Origin of the sequence: Wolbachia endosymbiont (group A) of Clivina fossor (assembly GCF_964026865.1) — a bacterium.
In the GTDB taxonomy this organism is placed as follows: Bacteria; Pseudomonadota; Alphaproteobacteria; order Rickettsiales; family Anaplasmataceae; genus Wolbachia.
This window is the reverse complement of record NZ_OZ034707.1, coordinates 908,181-922,232: the sequence shown is the minus strand read 5'-3', so window position 1 is coordinate 922,232 and position 14,052 is coordinate 908,181. Positions and strand designations below refer to the sequence as shown.

The 14,052-nt window shown below is 34.8% G+C and carries 14 protein-coding genes; 5 read left to right on the top strand and 9 right to left on the bottom strand.

Annotated elements, in window-relative coordinates:
- Positions 1 to 176 precede the first annotated feature (176 nt).
- The 5 genes from AAGD99_RS04715 to AAGD99_RS04695 all read right to left on the bottom strand — a co-directional run bounded on the left by AAGD99_RS04715 (position 177) and on the right by AAGD99_RS04695 (position 7,321).
- On the bottom strand, positions 177 to 2,378 hold the full coding sequence (locus AAGD99_RS04715; protein WP_341822728.1) for a hypothetical protein: 2,202 nt from the start codon (positions 2,376 to 2,378) through the stop codon (positions 177 to 179).
- Positions 2,379 to 2,497: 119 nt separating this feature from the next.
- On the bottom strand, positions 2,498 to 3,832 hold the full coding sequence (locus tag AAGD99_RS04710; protein WP_341822727.1) for an alanine/glycine:cation symporter family protein: 1,335 nt from the start codon (positions 3,830 to 3,832) through the stop codon (positions 2,498 to 2,500).
- A 529-nt stretch (positions 3,833 to 4,361) separates the two neighbouring features.
- Positions 4,362 to 4,865 carry a protein-disulfide reductase DsbD domain-containing protein gene (locus AAGD99_RS04705; protein ID WP_341822726.1) on the bottom strand — a complete coding sequence of 168 codons (504 nt, stop codon included), beginning with the start codon at positions 4,863 to 4,865 and terminating at the stop codon, positions 4,362 to 4,364.
- 415 nt (positions 4,866 to 5,280) lie between these two features.
- Positions 5,281 to 6,930 (bottom strand): chaperonin GroEL, encoded by a 1,650-nt coding sequence (gene groL, locus AAGD99_RS04700; protein ID WP_341822725.1) that lies wholly within the window; start codon positions 6,928 to 6,930, stop codon positions 5,281 to 5,283.
- A 100-nt stretch (positions 6,931 to 7,030) separates the two neighbouring features.
- Complete coding sequence (locus AAGD99_RS04695) at positions 7,031 to 7,321, bottom strand: co-chaperone GroES (RefSeq protein WP_373457551.1); 291 nt, start codon at positions 7,319 to 7,321, stop codon at positions 7,031 to 7,033.
- A 173-nt stretch (positions 7,322 to 7,494) separates the two neighbouring features.
- Here AAGD99_RS04695 and AAGD99_RS04690 point away from each other — a divergent pair, with 173 nt between their 5' ends.
- The 4 genes from AAGD99_RS04690 (at position 7,495) to AAGD99_RS04675 (ending at position 9,656) form a co-directional block, all read left to right on the top strand.
- Entirely contained in the window at positions 7,495 to 8,301 is an 807-nt protein-coding gene (locus tag AAGD99_RS04690) for a YgfZ/GcvT domain-containing protein (RefSeq protein WP_253309649.1), read from the top strand.
- Positions 8,302 to 8,450: 149 nt separating this feature from the next.
- Entirely contained in the window at positions 8,451 to 8,912 is a 462-nt protein-coding gene (gene dut / locus AAGD99_RS04685; protein WP_341822724.1) for a dUTP diphosphatase, read from the top strand.
- A 78-nt stretch (positions 8,913 to 8,990) separates the two neighbouring features.
- Positions 8,991 to 9,374, top strand: a complete 384-nt coding sequence (locus tag AAGD99_RS04680; RefSeq protein ID WP_341822723.1) for a hypothetical protein — start codon at positions 8,991 to 8,993, stop codon at positions 9,372 to 9,374.
- Positions 9,375 to 9,482: 108 nt separating this feature from the next.
- On the top strand, positions 9,483 to 9,656 hold the full coding sequence (locus tag AAGD99_RS04675) for a hypothetical protein (RefSeq protein ID WP_341822722.1): 174 nt from the start codon (positions 9,483 to 9,485) through the stop codon (positions 9,654 to 9,656).
- A 105-nt stretch (positions 9,657 to 9,761) separates the two neighbouring features.
- Here the strand turns inward: AAGD99_RS04675 and nusB are convergent, their stop codons facing one another.
- From nusB to yidC, 3 genes are read right to left on the bottom strand one after another with little or no spacing between them, the layout of a single operon-like run.
- On the bottom strand, positions 9,762 to 10,244 hold the full coding sequence (nusB, locus tag AAGD99_RS04670; RefSeq protein WP_264732067.1) for a transcription antitermination factor NusB: 483 nt from the start codon (positions 10,242 to 10,244) through the stop codon (positions 9,762 to 9,764).
- Positions 10,244 to 10,672 carry a 6,7-dimethyl-8-ribityllumazine synthase gene (locus AAGD99_RS04665; protein ID WP_341822721.1) on the bottom strand — a complete coding sequence of 143 codons (429 nt, stop codon included), beginning with the start codon at positions 10,670 to 10,672 and terminating at the stop codon, positions 10,244 to 10,246. The genes nusB and AAGD99_RS04665 overlap by 1 nt, the downstream gene beginning before the upstream one ends.
- Entirely contained in the window at positions 10,650 to 12,359 is a 1,710-nt protein-coding gene (yidC, locus tag AAGD99_RS04660) for a membrane protein insertase YidC (protein ID WP_341822720.1), read from the bottom strand. The genes AAGD99_RS04665 and yidC overlap by 23 nt, the downstream gene beginning before the upstream one ends.
- Positions 12,360 to 12,493: 134 nt before the next feature.
- Between yidC and AAGD99_RS04655 the strand changes: the two genes are divergently transcribed.
- Entirely contained in the window at positions 12,494 to 13,009 is a 516-nt protein-coding gene (locus AAGD99_RS04655) for a TIGR02281 family clan AA aspartic protease (protein ID WP_182182693.1), read from the top strand.
- A gap of 6 nt (positions 13,010 to 13,015) precedes the next feature.
- Here the strand turns inward: AAGD99_RS04655 and secF are convergent, their stop codons facing one another.
- Positions 13,016 to 13,891: a protein translocase subunit SecF gene (gene secF, locus AAGD99_RS04650; protein ID WP_265044950.1), complete on the bottom strand. Its 876-nt coding sequence runs from the start codon at positions 13,889 to 13,891 to the stop codon at positions 13,016 to 13,018.
- Between the last annotated feature and the right edge of the window lie 161 nt (positions 13,892 to 14,052).

Sequence of the window (14,052 nt, the reverse complement as noted above, 5' to 3'; positions counted from 1 at the left end):
GTTATAGCCGGTTTTGCCTCAAACACAAAGGCAGTGCCTGGACTCTTGCTTCAATGTTAAACAAAATACCATAGAATTCAAAATGCAAAAAAAAATGTTCAACATTGTATCAGAATGGTGCTATATTGGGCCTTAACTTGACGCGTATGCTTTTTTGAACATTCCCTAACCTCAATTTATATTGAAATACCTTTATTGGTATCTTTTTCTTGTTGTGACTCAGCAATACGTTTAGTCCAATCCAGTGGCCTTTTATTTCTGTTACCTAATGCAATTCTATTGCGATCATAACTATCAGTGTGTTCTGTTAAAGTATCTTTTCTTTCTTCTTCTATTACTCCAATTTTCAGTTGTGCTTCATCTTTCTCTAGTAATTTATATAGATTACTATTTTTATCTACAATTGAATTAGTGTCATTGTTTTCTTGTTCTGCCACTGTTTTTATGTCTGTTGAACTGTCTTTTAGCAATCCTGCTGCTAATAAATGTTCTTTGGTTTGTTCACTAATTCCTTTTTGATCCACCGGTTTTAGTGGGAACTTCTGAGTTTCTTTATCCAACTTACTGATAAATTCCGTAAGTAGAGTGTCATCTCTTTGTTCAACATTCATTAGGCTCGCTTTTAACTGTCCAGGATTTACTTGAGATTGTCCATGATTGGCATGAGTTGGAGATGAATAGCCCGAATCGTTTGTTTTTACATCTGTTGAACTGTCTTTTAGCAACCCATCTTCTTTATCTTGTGACAGTTTATCAGTAGGATCAACTTGCCTTAATCCTCTATTATCTTGCTGTGATCTATCTCTGATTTCTTTAAGAAGATTTTCAGGTGGAGTTTGGTCACTTTGTTCAATGTTCTCTAAGCTCCTCTTTGGCTGCTCAGGATCTACTTGAGGTTGAGCATGAATTTGAGGTGAATAGCCCGAGTCACTTTTGCTATTGGGTTTTGGAACAGAAAGTGGCTGTTTACTTTCTTCCCACTCAGCATCACTAGCACCACGGTTATCACTGTCATGTTCATGTATATTTGAATAAGGCAAGTAAGGAACTTTGTCCTTTAATGTTTCTAATATAGAAGACGTTGATTCATTTTTCCTGCCTCCTTCCATTGATGCTCCGCTACCATCAACAACACCAGTGCGCCGTAAGCTGTTTCTCTTGAAATTTCTGATGTCTTGTAATAGATCGCCTTTGCTATTTCCTTCTTGTTGCTGGGTTTTAGGTTGTTGCTGATTATTAGGTGTTTGCTCACTTCTATCTGGTTTTTGGCTTCCAGGTACAGCATGTCCAAATGTAGGATTGTCATACCGTTCATCTTCTTGTCTATTATCTTGATTGTGGCTTACAGACTTGGTGAAAGTAGAACTGTCCGAAGGATCAGAAGTTGCACCTTTTTGCTGATTATTAGGTGTTTGCTCATTTCCGCGCAAGCCATCTGGTTTTTGGCTTCCACTCCCTTGCTCATTGAAAACATCTTTTTCAGGTGTAATTCTAAGTGGTGGCAGCGAAGGGGTCTGAGACCCAATTTCTCGATTCATATGAGTAGCTTGGTGTTTTTGAACAGGTTTTTTGACCTCTTGTTCAATATCTCTACTGTTACTTTTTATTGCGATTTCAGATGATTTGTTAAGGGCTTGATTGTCTTTTCCGTCATGTTGCACCTCATTCACTTTTCCTTTTTCCCTGAATTTTATTTCACGCAAGAATAAACCACCTATTTTTACATCTTGATTCGCTTCTAACCGTTCTAGAGAAAAATCATCACCTTTAACAAGGTCTACACCGTTAGCATCAATCTTAATTTTGATCTTGCATTCTTCCCCTTTCGCGTACCATTTCAGAGTCATCTCATATGAACCATCGGTTACGACATAATGTCTTATTTTTTTCCCTCCTTCCTCGGCAACAAAACCATGCATTCCGCTCTTTCCATCACTATGCAACGTTGAAAATCCCGAGATTCCATTCTTCTGACAAAAATCACTGTTTAAAAATTCGCTGATTTTGAACTCTTTCTTGTTATCCTCCAGTGTAATACTGGCATGATTACCGTATATTGAAACTTTTTTATCTTCAACATCATCATTAATGTTATTAGCACTAGTAATATATTTATTCAACTCTTCTTTAGCTTTATCTTCAAGCTCTTGTCTAGCTGTCTTGTCGCATTCCTGAAGAATAACTCCACATGCTTTATTTTTGTTTTCATCTTCGTCCCAATTCCAGTCGGCGTGTTCTGTTAAAAACTTTACTGTGTTAAAATCAACTCTAACATTATAAATTAGGTCGTCTTCCTTTTTTATTTCATCAAATAAAGGAAAAAATTCTTGAACGCGCTCATTATAAATGTGTTTTTGTTGTATATTGTTAGTATTCATATACCCCTCACTAATAACCCTCTGCCTTTAGTTCTAGCTAATACTAGCTAATATAATTATCACGAGCATTGGTTGAATTTTTATTAAGGAAGGTTGTGTTGTTACTCAGATGGCAACTTTTAGTTGGCGCCTAATTTTAAATATCTGTTGCTCACAGTAAACACTTCTGGATCTTTAGAAGTTAGCTTGAGTATAGCGAGTATGTTGATAAATAACAAAGCAGCAATCGAGATATCAGCGACATCCCATAGCAATCGGACTTTACCTATCGCACCAAGCGGAATGATCATGGTAAAAATTACAATCCAGATTTTAGTGTATTTATTATCCATAGACACATAGCGTATTGTCTGTTTTGAGCAAAAAAACCAAGTAAAAATAGTAGTAAAGGCAAAACAAAACATTATGGCCATAATTAAATAGTCAATATAGGGCCAATTCATAGCTTTTCTAAAAGCAAATATGCACATGTTAGTACTCTCTAAATCAGTGACCCAAGAATCTGTGACAAGCAGTACCATTGTTGTAATAAACACTATAAATGCAACTATAAAAGGCGATATTATTGTAATTAGACTCTGCTCAATAATAAATTTATTATTATTTTTCTTAGGAACAATTGAAGAATGTACGATTCCTTCGAGGCCAAGCCCTATATCTGTTGCAAAAATACCTCGCAAAGTTCCGACTTGAATAATAGTCAACATTTCTAAAATCAAACCTAGAGATAAACCAGAGTTAAAGCTACTAGCTGTCAAAAAATTGCTTGTTATTAATTTTAGAGAAGGAGGGATATTTTCACTAAACTTAAATAATATGATACCGCAAAGTGTGAGGTAACTTACCGTCATTATCGGTATCATAGCCGATATAAAAATTTTAATTTTTTTTAAGCTGAGAACTGCAACAACAAAAAATATTATGGCCATTACAATGCCACCAATGACTACAGGCACATCTATCATGTTAAGTGGTATTGATAGAGAATTTACCTGAACAAGGTTACCAGCTATTATTGAAACCATCATCATAACAACCAGAAACACAATTGTAGCTTTTCTAGAATTAAATGCATCAGCCATGTAGGCTACAGGGCCACCTATAAACCGTCCGTTCTTTTCCTTTCTGGTTTTTATACTTAGATAACAAGTGACATATTTTATCACAGAAGTGATAACAATAATTATTGCCATCCATAAAATAGAGCCCGGTCCTCCGGTTTTTAGAGCAACAGCAGTTCCTGAAATGTTTCCTACTCCTAAATTTCCCCCTAAGATTGTAAACAGGGCGGCTATAGAAGAAAATTTATTTTCCCCTCTTTTAACTCCAATGAGTGAAAGGGCGTACGGCAATCTAAATATCTGTAGCCATTTTAGTTTAACCGATAGGTAAACACCAGCAACTAGCATGAGTAATATTGTTGGCAGTAATAAAACAAACTTTACTGTATCCATCTGTAAAAGTGAGATTTTTATTTAAGTATACAACAAAAATTGAGAATACCTAACCTATTTTCTATGTATGACTTCGTTTCCGTCATTCTAGAAACCTTTTCTTGTCATCCCAGTGCGTGACACATAACTGTACGAACATTGTAATATGGTACAATGTTAAGACGATGTCATTCCAGTGCTTGACACTGGAATCCAGCTTTTAATGCAACCCCTCACCAAAAATATTGTGTTTTAACATAAGGTTAGCTACTTTTATACTCACCAACTTAGTGTCCAATCTGGATCCCAGTGTCTGGGCACTGGGATGACATCTTTTTTCTTGGTACAAATTACTCTTATATCTCAATGTTCGTACAGTTAGTGCGTGACACTGGGATCTAAATTTTTTTATTATAGATCCCAGTGTCAGCTACTTGGATGACGCCATTTTAGAGGAATTCCCTTATACCACAAGTTCGTACAGATGTGGGTTTGACCATAGCTAGATTCCAGTGTCACGCACTGGAATGACACCTACCCCATGAGAACCCTATTTTTCATACCACTCATTTATAAGTTTATTGATATCAGAATCTATAAAATCCTTTAGTGGTTGCCTGGTTTTTATCTCAACATTTTTAGGGATGCACCTATCTTTACATATCACATAATTTATATGGAAGTTAAGGTCAATATACCCTTGATTTGAAAACACATTCATCTTAAAGGGAAATAATACCATATCCTTATATACGTTACTGATAAATATCTCTCTTCCTACTTTATCTCTATGTTCCTTTGGAGTAGGCCAGTAAATATCTATGTTTAATGTGTTACCCTTACAATCAAAAGAAGTGGGAAGACCGAAATCTCCAGGATCTTTATAATATATGTGCCAGCCTGGTTCTACTGTAACCTTTATTGCACCTTTAAGAGTGAGGTTTGCTTCATTTATCTCGCCAATAAGTAAATCAAATTTTGCAATTTCCTCGTCAGCATATAGTTGGGTGCAAGAAAAAAATAAAAACAATATTAAATATATATGTATTTTCATTAAGGCAAATTTCTCCTTTTATAGAGAAAGTGATTTAGATTTTAAGTGTTATATTTAATAGCATTATATAGATTATTTATTAATATAGCATTATTCTAATATATACAACTGTAATATAAATGGGTGAAAAGAATAAGTCATTGTGGAAAACACATATAGCTAAACTGACTTAGATTTACCGACAATTTGAAAAACAAAAATTCGTCATTCCGCTACTTGTTAGCGGAATCTATCCGCGGCGGTATGACGTAGGAAAACCTTTCTTGGGTTAGCTATAGACAACCATAATATAAAAGAGTGAAACGGATGCAAACAGTAGTGCCTTTCTGCACCAAACGTATTACCTTTAACGAATAGTAAAATGTGAGATTTTTTGGAACTACCGTGGAGCAATTGCTCCACGGCTTCACTCTACTCAGAATCCACCCATGCCACCCATTTCTCCTGCGCCCATAGGAGATGAAGCATTTTCTTTGCTTGGTACATCAACTATCATAGATTCAGTAGTAATCAGCACACTCGCAACAGATATCGCTGTTTCAAAAGCAATACGCACCACTTTTGCTGGATCAATCACACCAGCTGTAAATGCATTAGCGTAATTCATAGCCTCAACGTTGTATATAAGCTCTTTATCATTCTGCTTAATCAAATAGTCAATGATAACAGCAGATTCAAGACCAGCATTTTTAACTAACCTTCTAATTGGAGCACTGAGAACTTTCTTGATAATGTTTATGCCTATTTGCTCTTCGTCACTTGCACCTTTTAATTTGTCGAGAACAGATGAAGCATAAAGAAGTGCAACTCCACCACCTGGAACTATGCCTTCTTCAATTGCAGCTCTTGTTGCATGCAGCGCATCTTCAACTCTATCTCTACGTTCTTTAACTTCCACTTCAGTTGCTCCACCAACTTTTAGCACAGCAACACCACCTGATAATTTCGCTAAACGTTCTCTTAGCTTTTCTTTATCATAATCAGAAGTTGAAGTTTCAATTTGAGATTTGATCTGCTCGATTCTAGCTTTCACACTGTCAGAATCGCTATTTTCGCTGACAACTGTGGTATTATCTTTAGTAATTTTAACATTTTTAGCAGTACCAAGATCATCAAGTGTCAGATCTTCCATCTTGATTCCAAGTTCATCTTTTATGACGTACTTAGCACCAGTCAAAGTTGCTATATCTTCGAGCATTTCCTTTCTTCTGTCACCAAAACCTGGAGCTTTTACTGCAGCAACTTTTAAACCACCACGCAATTTATTGATAACTAAAGTGCTTAATGCTTCACCTTCGATATCCTCTGCAATAATAACCAAAGGTTTACCAGATTTAACAACAGCTTCAAGAATAGGAAGTAAAGGTTGAATAATATTTAATTTTTTCTCTGTAATTAATAGATAAGGATTATCAAGCTCCACGATCATTTTTTCATTATTTGTAATAAAATACGGAGAGAGATAACCGCGATCAAATTGCATGCCAGTAGTCAGCTCAACTTCTAACTCTTTTGAACCTTTACTTTCTTCAACAGTGATTACACCCTCTTTTCCAACTTTTTTCACGGAATCAGCGATACTGTTACCTATATCCTTATCACCATTTGCAGAGATTATCGCAACTTGCGCTACTTCATCCATTTTCTCTAGAGAAATTGTACGAGACATTGATGCAATTTCCTTTAATATTACATCTTTTGCCTTCTGTATTCCGTTTTTAATACCAACACGATCGTTTCCAGCAGCAATTGATTTTGAAGCTTCCATGATCATGCTGCTAGTTAATATTGAGCACGTTGTTGTACCATCACCAACTTTGTCGTTACATTGAGAACAACTTTGGGCAAAGATGCTTGCTATTGTAGCATTTAGTGGTTTTTCAGGCTTGATACCCTTCATCACCTTATAACCATCTTTTGTAATTTCTGGTGCTCCATAGGGCTTATTAATCCCTACTGTTTTTCCTCTAGGTCCCGCAGTTATTGCTACCGTTGAATCCACTATTGCTGCGACTTCACGAAAGGCTTCTTGTAACTGCTCACCTGATACTACTACATTAGTCATTTTTATCACCTCTTGTTAATAAAAAATTTAGAAAACTATAATAAAACCATTTTCAATGCGCCATGTTGCGCTTTGTTTCAATTTAGTAAAATAAAGACTGCTATTTAATGACAGCAAGTATATCGGACTCTTTCATCACGATAAGCTTTTCATCATTATGTTCTATTTCTGTACCAGCCCATTGACGATAGAACACTTTATCACCAGCCTTTACAGTTAAAGCTATGCGTTCGCCATTTGAGTTGCGTGAACCTTCACCAGTTGCTACAATTTCACCTTTAGTAGGTTTCTTTTCAGCACTTGATGGAAGCATAATTCCACCCTGCTTTTCCTCGCTAATAGGCTTGATCAGCACGCTATCATCCAATACATTTAAACTTATACTTGACATTTGCTTTTCCTCTCAACAAATTAACCTATAACTTTATATATATACTCGTAAGTTAGATTTCAAGGGCTGGAGCTTGTAAAATATGCACACCATATAAAATATGCACGCCAAAAGCAGTTTCTAAAAGAGCCTAATGTTGTATAATAAAATTTAGGTTTATTTATAGAGATTTCATGAGTTATATACCATTCTTAAGTCGTGGTGTGATAGTGCTATATGGGCCTGACACTAGAGATTTTCTGCAGGGCATTATAACCAATGATATTAATAAGCTAGATAGCCAAAAAGCTATTTACTCTTTATTGCTTAGCCCTCAGGGAAAATACCTATATGATTTTTTTCTTATTGAATATGGTAGATATATTTTCTTAGAGTGCGAAAATGTGCACTTACAGCAAATAATCGAGAAACTAGATTTACTTAAAACTTATTTGAGAGTGAAAATTAAAGACATTAGTGCACTATATAAGGTTGGAGTTTTGTTTGATACTAAGTTGGCGGAGTGTAGTAGTAAGTCACAAGTTATTTTTCAAGATCCAAGGCACAAGCTGCTAGGAATGAGGATCATACATAAAGATGAAATAAAAGAACCGGTTGGAGATTTTATTCAGTATGAAAAAGTTAGAATTAAAAACCTTGTCCCAGATGGAGCAAAAGATATGGTACAAAATTCATCGTTCCCATTGCAATATTTAATCGATAAGGCAAACGGTATAAGCTTTAATAAGGGGTGTTACGTAGGTCAGGAAGTCGTAAATCGAATGAGCAGACAAGAAATATTCAGAAGAAAACTTTATCTTGTTGAGGGGGATAACGCACTTCCAGATATTGGCACTAAAGTGACAAATGAAAATAATGAGGAAATAGGGGAACTGCGCTCTAGTGTAGACAACATTGGACTTGCATTGCTTAATACTCAAAAAAGTCATGCAAATTTATATGTCGATGGGGTTAAGTGCGTTAAGACGTTGTATAATTAAAGTCTTAAGGTAGCGCATATAGAAACGAAAAACTTATTTTATGGCCTAGCGTCACGCACTAGAATGACATCATTTACGATGTAACATTTATTACTTTTACAGATACAATTTACATGCTATAATTGAATCTTCATAGTTGGTAAATTGGAGTGCAAAGAAGTAAAATTAAAGTAGAAATAAAAAGATTATCACACGGAGAAGACTTGTCTCTTCCATGTTATGCAACTACGCAGAGTGCTGGTATGGATCTTTATGCTGCATTGAATGACTCTGCTGTTTTAAATCCACTTGAGAGATTACTTGTTCCAACTGGAATTGTGATTGCAATACCAAACGGTTTTGAGGGGCAAATCCGCTCACGTTCTGGTCTTGCTGCAAAACATGGAATCACTGTCTTAAATTCTCCGGGCACTATAGACTCTGATTATCGAGGTGAGGTTAAAATTTGCCTGATTAATCTAAGTAATCAGTCGTATGAGATAAAAAGAGGAGATAGAATTGCACAAATCCTTATTTCTCCTGTATCTCAGGTAATTTGGGATGACAGAGAAGAATTCTGCACAGAAGAAACCGGTCGCAATGCAGGGGGCTTTGGCTCAAGTGGCAGGTAATTTGCGAAAAAGCTTGACTATGACAGTTCTTTTATATACAATTTAAGCATATTAATATTTTATTAAATGAGGTCGTTTATGCTAACTTTCAAAAATCATCGAGGTCAGTTCCACAAAACAAACACTGCACTTGTTGCACTTACTTCTTTGTATGTCATAGGCGCAGCAGTAGCACTTTCAGCACCATATTGGGTGTCTTCAACTTCCATGCTAGCTCCACTTGCAGCTTTTGCAGCTACACCTCTTGGAATGAGTGTTTTAGCATTTGTTGCTGTTGCACTGATTTGTTTAGCAGTATATGCCATCAGCAAAAATAACGAAATATCTGAGTTGAAAGCTTGGAAGCTCAGTGTTAGTAGTGATTATGCATATCTAGTGCTACAAGTATTAAGCGAAGATAGTAAGTTTATTGAAGAGAATTATAAAGTAGATGACAAACATCGTATAGATTGTGCCAACTAAAAAGGTGAAGTATACCGTATTACCCTTGATGGTCACGTCAAGTACAAAAATAATAATCATCCGATTTTGCTTGGCAGCACTTATCTCTTCCGTGTGTCTTCACTAGACGTGAAAGATGGTGAGGGTAAATATGTTTCAATAAATGATAGAAGTAAGCAATTGGAAACATTAGGTTTAGGCTTAGGGGATCAGTATCCTAAGGAATTAAGCATTACATTTATGCCAAGCACAGTTATGCAAAAACCAGCAGCTGAGCAAGGGAAAAACGGAAGAAATAAATAATTAAGCGAAATAAAAATGGTAGACTAAGTCTACCGTTTTTTTAATGTCAGTTACTTAAATTTATTACGGGAATTGCCTTAACTTTTATATAGTTGTGAGAAGCTGCTAAGGATTTTTATTTAATTTAACTGCATCTTTTGCCTTATCCAATAACCCATTAATAAAACCAATTTCGCTTGGTTTATCAAGTAAATCAGATGCAATGTTAGTATATTCATTAATGACAACTGGAACTGGCGTATCACAATTAGCTAACTCACATATTGCAACACGCAAAATAGATAAGCTTATAAGATTTAACCGTGAAAGGGACCAGCTTGGGTGTAAGTAAGACTCTATTATTTTATCATATTCTTCACTGCTTTTTATAACCTTATATAACAAGTTTTCTAAGAACTGATGTTCAAATTCTTCACATTCAAATATATCTTTCAACTTACTTATGTAGTTCTTAAGCTCACAATTTTCCAGTTTAAAAGTGCTTTTGTTGTAACCTACGAAAATATTTGAATAAGCAACTTGTACAGCAAGAAATCTTGCCGTACTTCTTTTTATGCGCCACTTTTTATCTACTGGTTTTTCCTCCATTATTTTAATTTATTGTGTAAATCTATCATATGCAAAACAGTTGAGGCTGCATGGCCACCAACGTTCTTTTTGTTTTTATCAGCTCTAACTAGTGCTTTATCTTTGCTGTCAGCGGTAATTACGCCCATACCAAGGGGCATTGCATAATGCATAATAACTTCATTTAAACCTTCGATTACTCCTTTACAAACATATTGATAGTGATCGGTTTCACCGCGAATCACGCACCCAAGAGCTAAATAACCGTCATAATTAGCATTCTTGCTTTTTACTGCAAAGAGAATTGTAGCTGGTATCTCAAATGCACCAGGAACTTCAATTATGTCATAGCTTGCATGACTTTCTTTTAATCTATCGACTGCACCTTCAAGCAAAAGGTTTGCTATTTCAGCATAATAAATTGAATTAACTATTAGTATTTTCGACATTTACTACCACTTTTTTCGTTAAAAACAACTTTATTAATGATTGTTGAATTAAAGTTATAATATTACTAAATATCCAATATATTACCAGGCCGGCAGGAAAAGAAGAAAAAATAAAGACAGAAATGTAAGGTAAAAACTTCATAACATTTACTTGAATATCATCTTTATTGGTTTGATCTTTCTCACTTAGCCTCTGCTGAATTATCATGGTGGCACCGAAAATTATAGGTAAAATGCCTATAGAAATAGGAAAGTTATAATTAAACAACCCAAATAATGTAAAGATGTTCGTTGGGTCAGGAGCTGAAAGATCCTTAATCCATAAAAAAAAAGGAGCATGTCTCATCTCTATAGTAACAAATAATACTTTATATAGAGCAAAAAATACCGGTATTTGTATTAGCATGGGAAAAATGCTCGACATTGGGTTTACATTGTTTCTCTTGAACAACGCAATTGTCTCTTTGTGCTGCTTTAAGCTGTCATTTTTATACAACTCTTTTATACGAGTTAATTCAGGCTGCAGGCTTTTCACCTTGAACATCGAAATATATGATCTATTAGATAAGGGAAGCATCAAAAGTTTGATTACTAAAGTCAGCAATAATATTGCTAAGCCAAAATTTTTTAAAACGAAGTTAAAATATTCAAGCAGTAAAAACACTGGCTTGGTTATAAAATAAAGAACACCAAAATCTACAGCTTTATCAAACAAAGGTATATTGAGAGTATCCTTATAAGAATCCAGTAAATTCAACTTTTTTGCTCCAGCAAAAAAATAATTCACATTAGAAACACTTGCGCCAGGAAGTATGCTCTTATAAGGTTTGACAAAATCTACTTGAAATTTATCAATATCATTAGTGTTAGTATGCTTAATGCTTACATTTATTTTATCGGATTTCTCAGGTATGATGGCTGTAAGCCAGTATTTATCAGCAAAACCAAACCAATTTTTTTCACTCGTGCTTGCTTTTATTAAATGTTTTTTGGAAATATCCTTATATGTCCACTCCTCTAGTTTATTATCAAATGCACCCAGTACTCCTTCATGGGATATCCAATAAGATTCGTTGATATTGTCACGTTTACGGTTAATTCTACCATAAGGAACCAAAACTACATTATCTTTTGTATTGTTTTCAATAATTTGCTCAACTTTAAACATGTAGTTATCGTCAAGGCTAATTTTCATTCTAAATAAAATGCCATTTTCATTATCCCAAAATAAATTGACCTCTTTTTGATTGAGTTTATCTGCTTGCCAGACTGTTTTAGAATCTGGAACTTTAATCTTTTCATTCGGATCGAGCCACCCAAATTCTGCGAAATATACATCTTTTGATTCTGCAGGTGACAGTAACACCACTTGTGGAGAAGAAGAACTCGGTTCTAAGTGGTAGTTAGTTAAGATTAAGTCATCAAACCTTGCACCTTTCAAAGAAATTGATCCTTTAATCATGTTATTGGTTAAACTAACCCTCTGTTCTCGAGTGGAATTAATAATTTCAGAACGATTTTGTTGTATTATAGGAGCAAGGTCGTTAAAAGATTCGATATGTTCAATATTTTCAATCAATGGCTGGTTTTGGTTTGCACTAAAAAAATTATCATAAATAATGCGCCAAGATACCATGATCAACATGGAAAGGATAGCTGCTAAAATTAAACTTTTTGCTTCTGACATGAAATTAAATCAAACATATCTTCTTAAAGTGTATATTAAATATTGTACTAAAACAATAAAATTTACTTATTTTTAATAATAACTTTTAACGCTAATCTTTAAAATTTATTTTAATAGCTTCAAATTTTAACAATATGAACGCGGTGAAAAATCTAGTTATTTGGTTACTAATAATAGCTGCCACTTCAATGCTTATTGATTCACAAAGGGACAAACTAAGCGACAGATTTCTCAGTACTTTTTTACCATATAAAGGGAGAATTCAGAATAGTGGTCAGAATAGTGGAAGTATCGAATTTACGAAATCATACGATGGACACTTTTATATTCAGGCTCAGGTCAATGATCGCAATATAACGTTTTTGCTTGATACCGGAGCAACCGATATTGTTCTATCACAAAAAGACGCATTACATGTTGGTATTAACTTACAAAACGTTCAGGATTTTAAAATATATGAAACTGCTAAAGGTCAAATAAAAGCTGGTGTTGTTCACATCCCTCAGGTTAAAATAGGGAATTTTTTAGTTAATGATGTACAGGCGAGCGTTAACACTCATTCTATGTCTCATTCACTACTTGGAATGAGCTTTTTAAGGTATTTTCATTTCACTATAAGAGATAATAAGTTGATATTATACCGCGACTAAACACTTCTACAATCTACTTATCAAAGCTCTGTAGGTTAATATAGGAGCAGAAATAAATATTGCAGAACAAGTGCCAATCAAAATACCAAAAAAAATGATCAAGCTGAAGTCTCTCACTGCATCTGTGCAGATTAATGTCAAAGGAAGAGCAGCAAGAAGGGTTGTACCCGAGGTTAATATAGTGCGAAATAATGTAGCGTTGATACTTGCATCTACTATCTCACTCATCCGCCCACTTTTACCACTCTTGCAATACTCTCGAATCCGATCGTATATAATTACTGAGTTATTGATTGAATAACCAATGACAGTGAGGAGAGCTGCAACTGATGAAATATTAAACTCAATGCCAGTTAGGCTAATAAAACCAACAGTTAAAATCACGTCATGAATCAGTGCTGTTATTCCACTGAATCCACATTGCCAATTAAATCTAAACCAAACGTAAAAAAATATTCCAACAATCGCGATCAACATGGATAACATTCCTTCAAATATTTGTGTTGAGCTTATTTGTGGGCCAACATAGTCTATTTTACGATAGCTTATTGAGCTACCTAGCTTTTCTTCTAGTATGCTTTTTATCTTTTTGATTTTATCTTCATCTCCTTCATCTTTAAAACGCATGACTAAATTATCACCCGCTTTTGAACTCTGCACTGTAAAACCATTTTCTTTTAATGCATCGAGAATAGAGTGATTCTCATCTGAAGATTTTATCTCTATCAAAATTCCGCCTGCAAAGTCTATGCCTAAGTTCACTCCACGCAGCACAACAGTGAGCATTGAAAAGATGATAAAAATAATGCTAACGAGTGCAGTCAAATCCCTATATTTACTAAACTTGATATTGAGGTTATCTGGAATGAGTCTAAGTGCCATGCTATTTACTTAAAATAATCACTTGAATTTTATATACTTTTTAAAAAATTCACTAGTTTATTCTGTGATTGGACTTCTCTGTCATCCGAGTAGCTGACACACAACTATACGAACATTAGACTTCTTGCATAACCCAAACTAAGCAGAAAAAAGATACAAGG

Bases quoted from the DNA above. Each gene is read 5' to 3' on its own strand.
- AAGD99_RS04690 (WP_253309649.1), top strand. From the start codon at position 7,495: ATGAGTTATATACCATTCTTAAGTCGTGGTGTGATAGTGCTATATGGG.
- groL (WP_341822725.1), bottom strand. From the start codon at position 6,930: ATGACTAATGTAGTAGTATCAGGTGAGCAGTTACAAGAAGCCTTTCGT.
- AAGD99_RS04710 (WP_341822727.1), bottom strand. From the start codon at position 3,832: ATGGATACAGTAAAGTTTGTTTTATTACTGCCAACAATATTACTCATG.
- yidC (WP_341822720.1), bottom strand. From the start codon at position 12,359: ATGTCAGAAGCAAAAAGTTTAATTTTAGCAGCTATCCTTTCCATGTTG.
- nusB (WP_264732067.1), bottom strand. From the start codon at position 10,244: ATGGAGGAAAAACCAGTAGATAAAAAGTGGCGCATAAAAAGAAGTACG.
- AAGD99_RS04695 (WP_373457551.1), bottom strand. From the start codon at position 7,321: ATGTCAAGTATAAGTTTAAATGTATTGGATGATAGCGTGCTGATCAAG.
- AAGD99_RS04715 (WP_341822728.1), bottom strand. From the start codon at position 2,378: ATGAATACTAACAATATACAACAAAAACACATTTATAATGAGCGCGTT.
- AAGD99_RS04705 (WP_341822726.1), bottom strand. From the start codon at position 4,865: ATGAAAATACATATATATTTAATATTGTTTTTATTTTTTTCTTGCACC.
- secF (WP_265044950.1), bottom strand. From the start codon at position 13,891: ATGGCACTTAGACTCATTCCAGATAACCTCAATATCAAGTTTAGTAAA.
- AAGD99_RS04680 (WP_341822723.1), top strand. From the start codon at position 8,991: ATGCTAACTTTCAAAAATCATCGAGGTCAGTTCCACAAAACAAACACT.
- AAGD99_RS04665 (WP_341822721.1), bottom strand. From the start codon at position 10,672: ATGTCGAAAATACTAATAGTTAATTCAATTTATTATGCTGAAATAGCA.
- AAGD99_RS04655 (WP_182182693.1), top strand. From the start codon at position 12,494: ATGAACGCGGTGAAAAATCTAGTTATTTGGTTACTAATAATAGCTGCC.